Source organism: Nocardia sp. NPDC046473 (genome assembly GCF_040645995.1).
In the GTDB taxonomy this organism is placed as follows: Bacteria; Actinomycetota; Actinomycetes; order Mycobacteriales; family Mycobacteriaceae; genus Nocardia.
Genome location: NZ_JBEYZJ010000002.1, coordinates 282,359 through 296,849, shown reverse-complemented (window position 1 = coordinate 296,849; position 14,491 = coordinate 282,359). Strand labels below are relative to the sequence as shown.

Genomic DNA, 14,491 nt, shown 5'->3' with positions numbered 1-14,491 from the left:
AGTCGTGACTACCGCTGAGAAGGTGGAGGCGCCACCCGCGTTCACTCATCGCCAGATCCTGGTGATCCTGAGTGGCTTGATGCTCGGGATGCTGCTCGCGGCATTGGACCAGACGATCGTGTCCACCGCGATCCGCACCATCGCCGACGACCTCGACGGCTACTCGTTGCAGGCGTGGGCGACCACCGCATACCTGATCACCGCGACGCTGGCGACGCCACTGTACGGCAAGTTGTCCGACATGTTCGGCCGCAAGCAGTTCTTCATGCTGGCGATCGCGATCTTCATCGTCGGCTCGCTGCTGTGCACGATCTCCCAGTCGATGTACGAGCTGGCGGCGTTCCGTGCCGTGCAGGGCATCGGTGCGGGCGGTCTGATGTCGCTGGCGCTGACCATCCTCGGCGATATCGTCGGGCCGCGGGAACGCGCCAAGTACCAGGGTTACTTCCTGGCCGTGTTCGGCACCTCCAGCGTGATCGGCCCGGTGCTCGGCGGCGTACTCGCCGGGCAGGACACGATCCTCGGGGTGAGCGGCTGGCGCTGGGTGTTCCTGGTGAACGTGCCGATCGGCCTGATCGCGCTCGCGGTGGTGTACCGGGTGCTCAAGCTGCCGAAGCGGCCGCATTCCACCGACCGGGTGGACTGGTGGGGCGTGTTCGTCCTCGCCGTCGGCCTGGTGCCGCTGCTCATCGTCGCCGAGCAGGGTCGCGAATGGGGTTGGGCCAGTGGGCGTTCCATTGCCTGCTATGTGATCGGTGTGGCCGGTGTGATCGGCTTCGTGTTCGTGGAGAAGTCGCTGCGTGACGCGGCGCTGATCCCGCTGCGGATCTTCAAGAACAAGACCTTCGCGCTCGGCGTGGTGATCTCGTTCGTGGTCGGCGCGGGCATGTTCGGCGGCATCTCGCTGCTGCCGCAGTACCTGCAGGTGGTGCGCGGCGCCAGCCCGACGTTGGCGGGTCTGCAGATGCTGCCCATGGTGCTCGGACTGATGACCGGTTCGGTGGTGTCCGGCCAGCTGATCTCGCGGACCGGCCGCTACCGCACCTTCACCATCATCGGCGCGACCATGCTGACGCTGGGCCTGTTCCTGCTGCACTTCCTGACCGCCGACACCCCGCTGTGGCTCGCGATGATCTTCATGGCGTGCACCGGATTCGGGCTCGGCAACCTGATGCAGCCGCTCACCCTGGCGCTGCAGAATGCGTTGCCGCCCAAGGACATGGGCGTGTCCACCGCGGCCGCCACCTTCTTCCGGCAGATCGGCGGCACGCTCGGTGTCGCGGTGTTCCTGTCCATCCTGTTCGCGCAGCTGACGCCCAACATCTCCGACGAGATGCGCAGTGCGGCAGCCGATCCGGCCTTCCAGCACGCGGTGGTCGAGGGCGCGCAGAGTAGCAACCCCGCCGATGTCGCATTGTCGAAAGGCCTGCTCGCGCAGGATACTTCGGCCGCGGGTGCGGTGCTGAAGGACAGCTCGGTCATCCAGCAGCTGAGCCCGGAGCTGGCCCGCCCGTTCAAGGTCGGATTCGCGGAATCCATGTCGACGGTGTTCCTGTCGGCGACCGGTATCGCGTTGCTCGCGCTGATCCTCGTGCTGTTCTGGCGAGAAGTGCCGCTGCGCATGGTCAGCGGCATCCAGGCGGCCAAGGACGCGGCGGCCGGCGAGTCGAACTCGGCGCTCGACGCGGAGGCCCGCGTGGTGGAACAGGCCGGGCTGCTGCTCGGCGGCGGGGAGGCGGTGAGTCCGCCGAACGGCGATAGTGGGCGCGACGGTGCCGCGGGTAGATCCACGGACGGCTCCGGCTCGGCGTGACCGCAGCCGGTGGCACCGCGCCCGGGTCGATGAGGGACTCGGGCGCGGTGGCGTCCGCGCGGCTGACAGCATGAACAACGTGATGGTGGCCCTACGCGCAGCGCGCGACCGATTGCGGCGCCTGCCGGGTGCGATCGTTTACCTGGTGGTCGGCGTCGTGACGTCGGTGGCCGCGCTGTTCGCGGTGATCGGCCTGTTGCTCGCCGCCGGATTCTGCTTGATCGGTATCGGAATACCAGCTCTGCCCGATGCGATTCGGGCGGTCCGCCCCGTGGCGTCATTCGAACGGCGCAGGGCGGCAAAGCAACTCGGCGAGCCGATCGTCGAGGCTTATCAACCCCTGACGGGTGGGCTGCGGCAACGGGTGACCACGGTTTTCACCGACCCGGCCAATCGCCGCGACTTCGCCTGGCTGGTCGCACAGGCGCTGACCGGGATGTTCGTCGGGCTCATTGCCGCCGCGCTGCCGGTAAGCGCGCTCATACAGCTGGTGACCCCGGCGATTTGGCAGCATGTGCCCCCTGGAGAACTGACCAGCTACGGATTCGAGGTCAACTCGTGGCCACGGGCGGCGCTGAGCTTTCTGATCGCGTTCCCCGTCGGATTCTTGGTCCTGCAGATCCCGCTCGTGGCGCGCTGGCAGGCGCTGCTGGCCCGCGCGCTGCTCGGACCTGCCGAGGGCGTCGTGCTCGCCGACCGGGTCGCCGCGCTGACCGCGACCAGGGCCGCCGCGTTGGACGCGCACGGTGCCGAACTGCGCCGGATCGAACGCGACCTGCACGACGGTGCGCAGGCCAGGATCGCGGCGGTGATCATGCAGCTCGGCCTGGCCGACCAGCTGCGCGAACAAGATCCCGAGACGGCGGCCGGGCTGGTCCGCAAGGCGCAGGACACCGCGACGGCCGCGCTCGCCGAACTGCGTGACGTGGTGCGCAACGTGTACCCGCCGGTGCTCTCGGATCGCGGGCTGGTGAGCGCGATCTCGGCGATCGCCGCGCGCAGCCCGATCCCGTGCGTGCTCGATTCGAGCGAGGTGGGCAGGCGGCCTGCGGCGGTGGAGGCGGCGGCCTACTTCGTCATCACCGAGGCGCTCACCAACGCCACCAAACATTCAGGCGCCGAAGGCCTTTCCCTGGTGCTGGGTGGCCCGCCCGAGCTGTTGCGGATCGAGATCCGCGACGACGGTGTCGGTGGTGCGGTCGAGACCTATGGCGGCGGCCTGGCCGGTATCCGGCGCCGGGCCGAGGCACTCGACGGCAGCATGGTGCTGACCAGTCCGCCCGGTGGCCCTACTGTGTTGCGGGTGGAGTTGCCGTGCGGGTCATGATCGCCGAAGACGACGCCCTGCTGCGGGAGGGGCTCGTCCTGTTGCTGAGCACCGCGGGCATCGAGGTGGTCGCCGCCGTGGACAACGCGGACGATTTCCTCGCCGCGGTGGCTGCGGACCGGCCGGACGCAGTGGTCGTCGACATCCGATTGCCGCCGACGTTCACCGACGACGGGCTGCGCGCCGCCGTCAGCGCCAGGAAGCTGCATCCCGGCCTGCCCGTGCTGGTGTTGTCGTCCTGGGTGGAGGACAGTTACGCCGCCGAACTGCTCGGCGACGGCGCGGGCGGAGTGGGCTATCTACTCAAGGAACGGGTCGGTAAGGTCGATCGCTTCCTCGATTCGTTGCGCCGGGTCGCCGCGGGTGGCACCGCCATGGACCCCGAGGTGATCTCGCAGCTGCTGGTCCGGCGTAAGGCCGACGATCCGCTGGCGGTACTGACCGTCCGCGAGCGCGAGGTGCTCGCGCTGATGGCCGAGGGACACAACAACGGGACCATCGCCGAACGGCTGGTGGTCACTGAAGGTGCTGTGCACAAGCACATTCGGAGTATCTTCGCGAAACTCGGGTTGTCCACCGAGGACGTCGGTCACCGTCGAGTGCTGGCCGTGCTCGCCTACCTGAACGCGTGAAGGCCTGAACCCGTTGGGGTTCAGGCCATTACACGATGTGATCAGTCGACGTGGCAGGTGACGTCGGCGGCGGGCATGGTGCCGTCGCGGAGGTAGGTGTTCACCGCCGAGTAGGTGCAGGCGTTCTGGTAACGCCCGAAGATCCAGTGAATCGGGACATCCTGGAGGGTGACCAGGCGGGATCCGCTCAGGTAGTTGTGCAAGGCGACCGCGCCTTGGTAAGCGGTCCGCGTGTCACCGGTGGACTGCACGATCAGAGCCGGCACCGAATTGCGCACCACGGTGGCCGGTTCGGCGGGCGGGGCCCAGAACGCGCACGGGGTGATGTTGTTGGTGAACGGGCCGAACACCGGTTGGGTGGGACGGGCAGCCTCGATATTGCGCCAGTAGAATCCCGGATCCCGTGGTGCGGCCACGTCGCCGCACATGATCGCCATCTGCGACGAATTATCTTGCGGCCGCGCCTTCAGCGCGTATCCGAGGCTGGCGTCCAACGTCTTGTCGAGCTCAGCGGGCTTGCCCGCGGCGGCGTCGGCGATCGTGCGGATTTGACCGGCGAGCATCTCGTATTGCTGTGGGCTGTCCAGTCCGACGAACAGCACAATCGGTAGCCAATGATCGTCGATCTCGTACTCGCCCAACCGGATCGGCTTGTCCGCGGCCTGTCGGATCAGGTCCTGGACTGCGCCGCGGACCTGGGCTCGGTCGGTGCCGAAGTGGTACTCGCCGTCACGCGCCGCGACCCAATCCGCCCACAGGTCGAGCGCGGCCTCATTGGCAGGCCCCATCGCCTGCATCATGCCGACGGTTCCGTAATTGTCCGGATCCGCCGCGCTGTCCAGCACGATCCGGTCGCTGCGGTCGGGGAACATCTGGGTGAATACCGCGCCGAGGTAGGTGCCGTATGAGGTGCCGTAGTAGCTGATTCGGTCGACGCCGAAGATGCCGCGGATCACGTCCATGTCCCGCGCGGTGTTCCGGGTGGTGATGTAGGGCAGTCGAGCCGCCTCCGTGGTCGCGCAGCGCGCGGCCAGATCACCCTGCACCGCAACGGATTTCGCGAAACCTGCCGCGTCGACGCCCGCCGACTGTAGCGCGATGCCGATCGGCCAGTGGCACTGGATAGGGGAGGAGCGCCCGACACCACGCGGGTCCATGCCGATCAGGTCGTAGCGGGCCCGCACGTCGGGGGTCATCGCCTTGCTGACGTCGACCATGAAATCCAGGCCCGCGCCGCCCGGTCCGCCGGGGTTGGACAACATGACGCCGCGCTTCTGTGCGGGATCGGTCGCGGCGAGCCGGGATATCGCGACCGTGAGGGTAGACCCTTGCGGCTCAGCATAATTCAGCGGAACGGTGACGTTCGCGCACTGCGCGCCCGCCTCGTCCAGTTTCGGCTCGCCGCAAGCCTTCCAGTCCAGCTGCTGGCTGTAGAAGCGGTCCAGCGCGGGGGCGCCCGGTTGCGCTTCGGCCTCGGGTCCGGCGCAGCCGAGCAGACCGGCACCGGCCACCAGGCTCGCCAAGGCGATGGCCAGCCCTTTCGTGCGTCTCACTGATTCTCCTCGGAAGTCATTCGGCTGCAACAGATATCGGCACGTTCGGGCTGAATGGCAGTACGGCCGATCATGAGGCGCACAGCGCGGCATCGAGCACACCGCCGACCGCGTCGGCCCCCTCCTCGGTGGTCGGCAGCTGGTTCACCGTGACCGTCACCGCGGTGCCATCGGCCAGCACGCCGTTGCGCGTCTCGAAGCCGGGAATGCTGCCGCCGTGTCCCCACACCTCTTTACCGCACGGGGTGGTCCGGTGGATAAGGGCGAGACCGTAATCGGCCCCGGCCATCCGATCGAACGGCACGGTACGCTTCATTTCCGCCAATTGCGCCGGCGGCAACAGCTTTCCGGCCGACAACGCGGTGAAGAACCGATTCAGGTCGGTCGCTGTGCCGACCATATCGCCGGCGGTGCCGCCCCAGGACGGGTCGAGGTCGGTGAAATCGACTTGCTTGCCGCCCACGACGTGGTAGCCCTGAGCATGCGGGCCACGAATGGTCGTTTCGCGCGAGGCGGGCACGTAGGTGTCGCGCAGGCCGAGCGGCTCGATGATCCGGCGGCCGATCTCGGCGGCGGCCGGATTGCCGGTCACCCGTTCGATCAGCAGGCCGGCCAGCACGTAGTTGGTGTTGGTGTAGACCGATTTCGCGCCGGGTTCGAAGTTCGGCCGCGCGCTCATCGCCCGGCGGACCAGATCGGCCGCGTCGAAGTGCTGCCAGCGGAGGGCTTCTTCGTCCGGGTTCAGCTGCTCGGAATGATCACGCTGGACGCCGTCGGGGCTGCCGTGGCCGAGGTAGTCCGGTATGCCGCTGGTGTGCTGCAGCAGCTGGCGCACGCTGATCCGGTTGCCGTCGTTGCCATTACCCTGCACGACGCCGGGCAGGTAACGCTCGATCGGCGCGTCCAGCTCGATCTTGCCCTCGGCGACGAGCTGCAGGACCACCGTCGATACGAATGTCTTTGTGTTGCTGCCGATTCGGACGCGAGCGTCGTCCGGGAACGGTGCCCGGGTGGTCAGGTCGCCGACGCCCGCGGTGAAGGTGCGATGCCCGCCGGGTCCGTCGATCACCACCTGCACGCCGGGAAATCCCTTGCGCACCGCGTTGTCCATGGCGGTGGACACGGCGGTCGGTGGCGTCTTCGCCGGATCATCGGTTTTGCCCGTCGACGTCTCACCGCCGCATGCGGACGCGGCGAGTACCGCGCCGACCACTGCGGCCGTGACGGCCGCCCTGCCGGAGTTGCGCCGAAATGGGTTCATGAGCAGTGCTTTCCTCCTGTTCGAGCCGGAAGGCGTTGGTGCATCCCCGACGCTTTCGAGCCTAGGAATCGGCAGCCGTCGCGCCCATGACGCGCGCACCCGAATGCGGGGTATTGCCTGCTGGTGTCCGATGGTGGGGCTAGCACTACCGCGCGCGGTCGCTCAGCAGCGGTGGCGAGCACCCGCAGTGCGTGCAAACATACGGTGACCGGGATCTGTATATCTATTACCGATCTCAACTGTCGAGAAGGGACATCCGGCCGAGTCGGATGTCCCTTTTCGTGCCTATACCAGCGCCGGATCAGTAAGCCGTCACGAAAAACTCATGAAACCATTGGTTGGATGTCTGGGCGATGACGTCAGATCAGCAGTGGCTCATCGGTGACTTCGCTTGGGCAGGACGGCCGAATACGTCGGACGATTGGCTACGTTCATTGTTGAACGATCGACGGTCAGAGAGAGGACCGAATGCTGAAGTTCGCTGTACTCGGCGAGGTGCGTGCGTGGCGCGGCGAACTGGAGCTCGATCTCGGCTCCAAACAGCGCCGAGCCTTGCTGGCGGCCCTGTTGCTGCGCAGCGGACGTTCGGCGACGGTGCCGGAACTCATCGACGGCGTCTGGGGCGAGCATCCGACGCCGAGCGCGATCGGCGCGCTGCGCAACCACATCCTGCATCTGCGCCGCGCGCTCGAGCCGGACCGGGCGGCCGGCGCGCCCGCCACGGTGCTCGTCGGGTTCGGCGGCGGCTACGCGCTGCGGCTGCCGCAGGGCGCGGTCGATGTGGAGATGGTCGAGGATATGCTGCTCGAGGTGCAGCCGGACCGGATCGACGCGGAGTCGGCGCACGCGGTCGAGCAGATCCGTGAACGGCTCGATGCCGCGCTGCGGCTCTGGTCGGGTACGCCGCTGGCCGGGCTGCCCGGCCCCTACGCGGACCGGCAGCGCACGCAGCTGATCGAACGGCGAGTCGCGCTGCTGGAACAGCGCATCGAGCTGGACCTGCGCTTGGGCCGCTATCCGGAGGTGATCGCCGAGCTGACACCGCTGTGCGGCGAGCACCCGATGCGCGAGCAGCTGCGCGGCCTGTTGATGACCGCGCTGTATCACGCGGGCAGGCAGGCCGAGGCGCTCGCGGTGTATGCCGATACCCGCAAGGTGCTCATCGAACGGCTCGGCATCGAACCGGGACAGCAGCTCGCCGAACTGCACCAGCGCATCCTGCGGGCGGATCTGCGTGCGCCACAACGAGATACCGAGAACGAAGCGGTCATCGTGCGACCGCCACGCCGTACCGTTGGGCGGGTCGCGCAGCTGCCCGCCGATGTCGTCGACTTCACCGGCCGCGCCGACACGGTCCGCCGGATCAGCGAATGGCTCACCCGCGCAGACGGTTTCGCGGTGCCGGTGTGTGTGATCGGCGGCATGGGCGGAATCGGCAAGAGCGCGCTCGCGGTGCACGTCGGTCATCGCGTCCGGGACCGGTTTCCGGACGGGCAGCTGCACGTCGATATGCACGGCTTCGCGCAGGCCCGCGGTCGCGGTCCCGGCACTCGATCCGGCACCCCGGCCGCGGACACGCTCGGCGATTTCCTGCGCGCCCTTGGCATTCCGGAGGGCGAGATCGCGCCGACCCTGGCCGAGCGTTCGGCCCAGTTCCGCAGCATCCTCGACGGCAAGCGGGTGCTCGTCGTGCTGGACAACGCGCGCGACAGCGACCAGGTCGCACCGCTGATTCCGGGCACACCCGGCTCGGCGGTGCTGATCACCAGCCGCTCATCGATGCCCGAATTACCTTGCGTGGTGGGCGTTCTCGGCGTGCGGCTCGACGTGCTGTCCCGGGCCGAGGCGCGCATCCTGCTCGCCGGAATCGCGGGTTCGCGTCGCGTCACCGCCGAGCCCGACGCGGTGGACAGCGTGCTCACCGCGTGCGGCGGGCTGCCGCTGGCCGTCCGGATCATCGGCGCGCGGCTGGCGGCCAGGCCGAACTGGAGCATCAGCAGCGTGGCCGAGCGGCTGGACGACGAGAAGCAGCGGCTCGGCACCCTGCGCAGCGGCGACCTCGCGGTCGAGGCGGCGTTCCGGCTCAGCTACGACCAGCTCGATTGCGCGCAGGCCAGGGCCTTCCGGATGTTGGCCATGCCGGAGGTCGCGGAGCTCTCGCTCGACGGCGCGGCCGCGATCCTCGGCTCGGACCGGATGCTGGTCGAGGAACTCTGTGAGTCGCTCGTCGACCTGAACCTGATGGAGACCAGCGCGTCCGGGCGCTACACCTATCACGATCTGCCCCGCCTGTTCGCCCGCGAGCTGCACCTGGGCCCCGACGCGGCCGAGCCGGTGTCCGGCGTGCTGATCCGCCTGCTCGACTTCTATCTGGCGACCATGAAAAACCTGATGACGGTGTGCAATCCGGGCTCACGACTATCGGAACACCTGGCGCCCACCGCAGCCGCCGGACTGTCGTTCCCCGACAGCATCGCCGCGCAGTACTGGCTCGACGTCGAGCGACCGAACCTGATCTCGCTGTACGAGCAGATCGCCAGGATCGGTGGTCCCGCGCTCGCGCTGGCCGCCGATATCGCCTGGGCCACTGCGGAATTGATCGACGGCGGGCCGCACTGTCAGGAGCTGTCGCGGGCGCTGGACCGGCTGCTCGAGGCAGGCGTGCGGGCGGGCGATCGCCGCGTCGAATGCCGGATCCGGGTCACCCTCGGCACGATCTACAGCTACTCGCTCGGCACGCTGCGCCAAGGCCGGGATCACGTGCGCATCGCGCTGTCCCTACCGCCGGCCTCGGCGAGTGACGTGCGACTGATCGCGTTCGCCGGCCAGCTGCTCGCCGCGACCACCAGGATGGGCACCGAGACGGCGGCCTCGATCGCGCACGCGGAACGGGCGATCCGGCTGGCCAGACGGGTCGAGGACCCCGCCGTCGAATGCGCCAGCCTGGTGCACATGTCCAAAACCCTGTCGGACGCAGGGAAATACCCGCAATCCCAGGAACGGGCGACCGAGGCGAAGACCCTGGCCGCCAAGATCGGCAATGCCGCGCTGGAGGCGATGGCGACCCACGAGCTCGGCGCGAGTCGCGGCTATCAGGGCGACCATCGGCACGCGATCGAGTTGTGCCGCGAGTCGGTGCGACTGGCCCGGCTCAGCGGGGTGGAACTGCGCGAAGGCTGGGCACTGGCCCGGCTGGCGCACGTGCACATGATGGCCGGGCAGGTGATCGAGGCCGAACCGATCGCCGATGCGGCAATCCGAATGCTCAACCGCGCGATCGGGCCGATGTCGCGGGCCCGCGTGCTGGTGCTGCACGGTCTCATCCTGCAGGCGGTCGGCCGGACCCATCAGGCGTATTGCGTATACCGTTCGGCGGCAGAGGCTTTCGCCCTCATGGAGGACGCGCACTTCACCCACGAACGGCTCAACGGTCAGGTGGAGGCGCCGATCCTGGCGCTGCTCGGCGAGCACCTCGACCAGGTGATCGCCGAACGCAATCAGCGGCGTGCCGCCACCGGTTCGGCGTAAGCGGGAAGCCACCGACGGACTTCCCGCTCACCGTGCCGCACGGCTCAGTGGCCGCCGTTGTCCTTCAGCCGCTGGATCGAGGCCGTCACCTCGGCCTCGGCCTCGGTGCGGCCGACCCACTCCGAGCCCTTGACGAACTTGCCGGGCTCGAGATCCTTGTACCGCTCGAAGAAGTGCTTGATCGCGGCAAGCTCGAACTCGGGCACATCCTTCAGATCCTGGATGTGCTCCCAGCGCGGATCGCCGGCCGGCACGCACAGCACCTTGTCGTCGCCGCCTGCCTCGTCGACCATCTTGTACATCGCGACCGGGCGCACCTCGATGAGGCAGCCGGGGAACACCGACTCGGGCAGCAGGACCAGCGCGTCCAGCGGGTCACCGTCCTCGCCGAGGGTGTTCTCGATGTAGCCGTAGTCGGCGGGGTAGACCATGGACGTGTAGAGGTGCCGATCGAGCCGGACCCGTCCGGTCTCGTGATCGACCTCGTACTTGTTCCGAGAGCCCTTGGGGATCTCGATGGTGACGTCGAACTCCACGCCATCTCCTTCGGTGCATCTATGAGCATGAGCAGTCACGACTGCCGACTCGCCAGGTTGTTCGGGGGAACGGTTGCGCAACGAGGATAGTGTGGTCGGCGGGGACATGGGTGCGGCAGGCGGCTGCTGCGGAAATCAGTCGAGGAGAGCTGCGGGCTGTGGTTGGTAAGAACATCGGTGGCTTGGCTGCCCGACGGCGCCGCAATATCTGGATCGGACTCGGCGTGACGCTCGCCGTCGTCCTCGCGGCGGGTGGTGGCGTCCTGCTCACGGTCAAGCCGTGGACCGACGAATTCCGGCACGGCGGCCTGACCACGGCCGCGCCGCCCGCGCCGGTCAAACCGTATCCGCAGGTGGCCCCCGCGCCCTCGAACGCGCCAGCGCCGAGCCCGGCCGGGATCGCCGCCGCGCTCGCGCCGGTCATCGGCAATCCCGATCTCGGCGCCTTCGCCGGGCAGGTCACCGACGCCGACAGCGCGACGGTGCTGTGGAGCGGCGACCCGACCCGGCCGATGATTCCGTCGTCCACCGCGAAGATCCTGACCACGGCCGCCGCGCTGCTCACGCTGCCGGACAATCATCGGCTGATCACCAAGGTGGTGGCCGGGACCGCGCCGAACGAGCTGGTGCTGGTCGGCGGCGGCGATCCGACGCTCACCGCCGAGCCGGAAGGCAAGGGTTACTACCCGAACTCGGCGCGGGTGTCCGATCTCGTCGCCCAGATCAAGAACTCGGGCCGGGCCATCGACACGATCGTGGTCGACACCTCGGCCTACGCCGGGCCGAGCATGGCGAAGGGCTGGGACCCGGTCGACATCCACGACGGCTCGATCGCGCCGATGGAGTCGGTGATGATCGACGGCGGCAGGCTGCAGCCGCTCGTCGAGTACTCGCCGCGCACCCCGACGCCCGCGCTGGACGCCGGGCGCAGGCTGGCCACCGACCTCGGTCTCGACCCGGCCAAGGTCCGGGCCGGCACCGCGTCGCCCGGCGCCGCCGAGGTGGCGAGTGTGCAGTCGGCGCCGCTGCGCGACCGGCTGCGCGACATGATGGTTTACTCCGACAACATTCTCGCCGAGGCGGTCGGGCGGGAGATCTCCGTCGCCAACGGCGGCGAGGCCTCGTTCAGCGGCGCGGTCGACGCGGTGCGCACCGCGCTCGGCAAGGCGGGCTTCGACCTGGCCGGGCTGGACATGCAGGACAACAGCGGGTTGTCGGTGGACGACCGCGTTCCGGCCAAGCTGCTCGATCGGGTCATCGCGACCGCGGCCAAGCCGAACGCGTCGACGGCCGTCCAGCCCGCCAACACCATGGCACGCCCCGAAAACGACCGGCTCGCAGCCACTTTGGCGCCGCTGCTGGACGACCTGCCGATCGCGGGCGCGACCGGGTCGCTGACCAGCCGCTATGTCGAACGCAACCGGCAGGGCGCCGGTTTTGTCCGGGCCAAGACTGGAACTCTGTCGGTGTCCAGCGCGTTGGTCGGGTATGTGCTCGACGCCGATGGGCGGGTGCTGACCTTCGCGTTGATGTCGAACGATCGACCGCCGGAGGTGAGCAGGCCCGCGCTCGACGCGATCGCAGGCACGCTACGCAACTGTGGATGCTCGTGACGGGTGGTTGACAATGCACGGAGAAATTTCCGACCCAGCTGATACCGGCGCGGGTTCAGTCGAGCCCGTGGCCGCGGGTGCGGTCGAGAAGGCCAAGGGCCGCTCGGGGTTCTCCGGTGCCGTCGACTGGAAGTTGGCCGCGAAGACCGGCGCCACCCTGGTGCCGTCCGGTCCGCGTACCTCGCGATACTCGGCCGAGCAGGTGGTGGCCGAGCTGGCCGTCGCGTCCGAACGCGCCGAAGGACCGGTCCGGGAAGTGAGCGGGCTGCTCGACGATCAGCCGGTGCCCGCCGCTCGGATCGTCGACCGGCCGGGCTGGATCGAGGCGGCCGCCGACTCGATGGGCCAGCTCACCGGCACCGGCGGGAACACCGGCGAGCGCGGGCTGCTGCAAGGCAAACCGGCAGGCGTGCAGGCGGGCGCGATGCTGGCCTTCCTGTCCACCGCGATCCTCGGCCAGTACGACCCGTTCACCGGGCCGGACGGCACCCTGCTGCTGGTCGCGCCGAACATCGTGGCGGTGGAGCGCGCACTGGGCGTCTCGCCGAGCGACTTCCGGCTCTGGGTCTGTCTGCACGAGGTGACGCACCGGGTGCAGTTCTCCTCGGCGCCCTGGCTGGCCGACTACATGCGCACCAATGTCGAGGTGCTCGGCGACGTCGGCGACGAACCGCTCAACGAGATGCTCTCCCGCTTGGTCGAGGAGGTCCGCGACCGCCGCCGCGGCAGCACGCCCGACGATCCCGCCGCCCGCGGTGTGGTCGGCCTGCTGCGGGCCACCCAGGCTCCGCCGCAACGCGAGGCCCTCGATCGATTGCTGATGCTCGGCACGCTGCTGGAAGGCCACGCCGACCATGTGATGGATGCCGTCGGTCCCGCCGTGGTCCCCTCGGTCGAACAGATCCGTTCCGCGTTCGACCAGCGCCGCAAGCGCCCGACCAACCCGCTGCAGCGCATCATGCGCGCGCTGCTCGGGGTGGACGCGAAGGTCGCGCAGTACGTGCGCGGCAAGGCGTTCGTGGACGACGTCGTCGGCCGGGTCGGCATGGAACGCTTCAACACCATCTGGACCAACGCCGAAACCCTGCCCCGCACAGACGAAATCGAGCGTCCTGAACGCTGGGTCACCCGCGTCCTCGGCTGACGCCGCGACCACGCGACTCCTCGACGGTAGGGGCGAGGTCGGTACGCTCCGGTTATGGGTGGACCTGTGGCTGAGCCGCGTCGGCTGCCGGAGACGGCGGCGGTGCTGGCGGTCCGGCGCGCGGTCCGGGACTGGGTCGCCGCGTATGCGCCGGGTGGGGATCTCGTAGTAGCGCTGTCGGGCGGGGCTGACTCGCTGGCGCTCACTGCCGCGGCTGTGGTCGAGGCGGGCGCGGTCGATGCGATCGTGATCGACCATCAATTGCAGGCGGGCTCGGACGTGGTCGCGGCGGACGCCGCTGCTGCGGCGCTGGCATTCGGGTGCCGCTCGGCTCGGGTGATCGCGGTCGAGGTCGGTGGCGAAGGCGGGCTGGAAGCAGCCGCGCGGCGGGCTCGGTATGCGGCATTGGACCAAGCACGGGACGGGCGGCCGGTGCTGCTCGGGCACACCCTCGATGATCAGGCGGAAACCGTATTACTCGGGTTGGCGCGCGGGTCGGGCGGACGTTCGATTCAGGGGATGGGCGAGTGGACGCAGCCTTGGGGCCGCCCGCTGCTCGGCGTGCGGCGGGCGGTGACACGGCAGTTGTGTGCGGACGTGGACGTGTCGCCGTACGAGGATCCGCACAACGCATCACCCGAGTTCACCAGGGTTCGATTGCGCACCGAAGTGCTGCCGTTGCTGGAGGAGGTGCTCGGCGGCGGGGTCGCCGCCGCGCTCGCGCGCACGGCCGAACAGTTGCGCGAAGACGGCGCGGTGCTCGACGCATTTGCGAGTGAGCTGCTGCACACCGCGAGTGATGGCGCGGCGCTGTCGATCGAGACGCTCGCCACTGCGCCCGCCGCGCTGCGTCGCCGGGCGATCCGGGCCTGGCTGCTCGCGGGCGGGGCGAAAGCGCTGACCGGCAAGCATTTACGCGCGGTGGACGAGCTGATCACCGACTGGCGCGGGCAGGGCGGGGTCGCGGTCGGCGGCGGGCGCGCGGGTAGCAGGTTGGTCGCGGCGCGCGAACATGGCAGGCTGACACTGCGGCGTGAGCGTCCGGCGTGACCACGCAGGGCCAGGGAACGCCGCCCGTGTTACT

General features: G+C 68.9%; 10 protein-coding genes. 7 read left to right on the top strand and 3 right to left on the bottom strand.

Annotated elements, in window-relative coordinates; translation table 11 throughout:
• The first annotated feature begins 4 nt into the window (after positions 1-4).
• The 3 genes from ABZ942_RS06905 (at position 5) to ABZ942_RS06895 (ending at position 3,772) form a co-directional block, all read left to right on the top strand.
• Entirely contained in the window at positions 5-1,813 is a 1,809-nt protein-coding gene (locus ABZ942_RS06905) for an MDR family MFS transporter (protein WP_357379783.1), read from the top strand.
• A 70-nt stretch (positions 1,814-1,883) separates the two neighbouring features.
• Positions 1,884-3,140 (top strand): sensor domain-containing protein, encoded by a 1,257-nt coding sequence (locus ABZ942_RS06900; protein WP_357379782.1) that lies wholly within the window; start codon positions 1,884-1,886, stop codon positions 3,138-3,140.
• Positions 3,128-3,772, top strand: a complete 645-nt coding sequence (locus tag ABZ942_RS06895) for a response regulator transcription factor (RefSeq protein ID WP_357379781.1) — start codon at positions 3,128-3,130, stop codon at positions 3,770-3,772. The genes ABZ942_RS06900 and ABZ942_RS06895 overlap by 13 nt, the downstream gene beginning before the upstream one ends.
• Before the next feature lie 41 nt (positions 3,773-3,813).
• Here ABZ942_RS06895 and ABZ942_RS06890 read toward each other — a convergent pair whose 3' ends face one another.
• Positions 3,814-5,325 (bottom strand): alpha/beta fold hydrolase, encoded by a 1,512-nt coding sequence (locus ABZ942_RS06890; protein WP_357379780.1) that lies wholly within the window; start codon positions 5,323-5,325, stop codon positions 3,814-3,816.
• A gap of 70 nt (positions 5,326-5,395) precedes the next feature.
• Positions 5,396-6,586: a serine hydrolase domain-containing protein gene (locus ABZ942_RS06885; protein ID WP_357379779.1), complete on the bottom strand. Its 1,191-nt coding sequence runs from the start codon at positions 6,584-6,586 to the stop codon at positions 5,396-5,398.
• Between the two features lie 468 nt (positions 6,587-7,054).
• On the opposite strand from ABZ942_RS06885, the gene ABZ942_RS06880 reads away from it, so the two are divergent.
• Positions 7,055-10,114, top strand: coding sequence for a BTAD domain-containing putative transcriptional regulator (locus ABZ942_RS06880; protein ID WP_357379778.1), 3,060 nt, complete (start codon positions 7,055-7,057; stop codon positions 10,112-10,114).
• Positions 10,115-10,158: 44 nt separating this feature from the next.
• Here ABZ942_RS06880 and ABZ942_RS06875 read toward each other — a convergent pair whose 3' ends face one another.
• The gene (locus tag ABZ942_RS06875; protein ID WP_357379777.1) at positions 10,159-10,650 is read right to left on the bottom strand and encodes an inorganic diphosphatase; all 492 of its coding nucleotides are present in this window, start codon (positions 10,648-10,650) and stop codon (positions 10,159-10,161) included.
• Between the two features lie 173 nt (positions 10,651-10,823).
• On the opposite strand from ABZ942_RS06875, the gene dacB reads away from it, so the two are divergent.
• Genes dacB through tilS form a run of 3 tightly spaced genes read left to right on the top strand, consistent with a single transcriptional unit; the run spans position 10,824 to position 14,457 of the window.
• The gene (gene dacB, locus ABZ942_RS06870) at positions 10,824-12,263 is read left to right on the top strand and encodes a D-alanyl-D-alanine carboxypeptidase/D-alanyl-D-alanine-endopeptidase (protein ID WP_357380346.1); all 1,440 of its coding nucleotides are present in this window, start codon (positions 10,824-10,826) and stop codon (positions 12,261-12,263) included.
• Between the two features lie 13 nt (positions 12,264-12,276).
• Positions 12,277-13,407 (top strand): zinc-dependent metalloprotease, encoded by a 1,131-nt coding sequence (locus tag ABZ942_RS06865; protein WP_357379776.1) that lies wholly within the window; start codon positions 12,277-12,279, stop codon positions 13,405-13,407.
• A 54-nt stretch (positions 13,408-13,461) separates the two neighbouring features.
• Positions 13,462-14,457: a tRNA lysidine(34) synthetase TilS gene (gene tilS, locus ABZ942_RS06860; RefSeq protein WP_357379775.1), complete on the top strand. Its 996-nt coding sequence runs from the start codon at positions 13,462-13,464 to the stop codon at positions 14,455-14,457.
• Positions 14,458-14,491 lie beyond the last annotated feature (34 nt).

Excerpts from the sequence above, each read along its gene's own strand:
- ABZ942_RS06900 (WP_357379782.1), top strand. The coding sequence starts at position 1,884 with ATGAACAACGTGATGGTGGCCCTACGCGCAGCGCGCGACCGATTGCGG.
- ABZ942_RS06885 (WP_357379779.1), bottom strand. The coding sequence starts at position 6,586 with ATGAACCCATTTCGGCGCAACTCCGGCAGGGCGGCCGTCACGGCCGCA.
- ABZ942_RS06880 (WP_357379778.1), top strand. The coding sequence starts at position 7,055 with ATGCTGAAGTTCGCTGTACTCGGCGAGGTGCGTGCGTGGCGCGGCGAA.
- ABZ942_RS06865 (WP_357379776.1), top strand. The coding sequence starts at position 12,277 with ATGCACGGAGAAATTTCCGACCCAGCTGATACCGGCGCGGGTTCAGTC.
- tilS (WP_357379775.1), top strand. The coding sequence starts at position 13,462 with ATGGGTGGACCTGTGGCTGAGCCGCGTCGGCTGCCGGAGACGGCGGCG.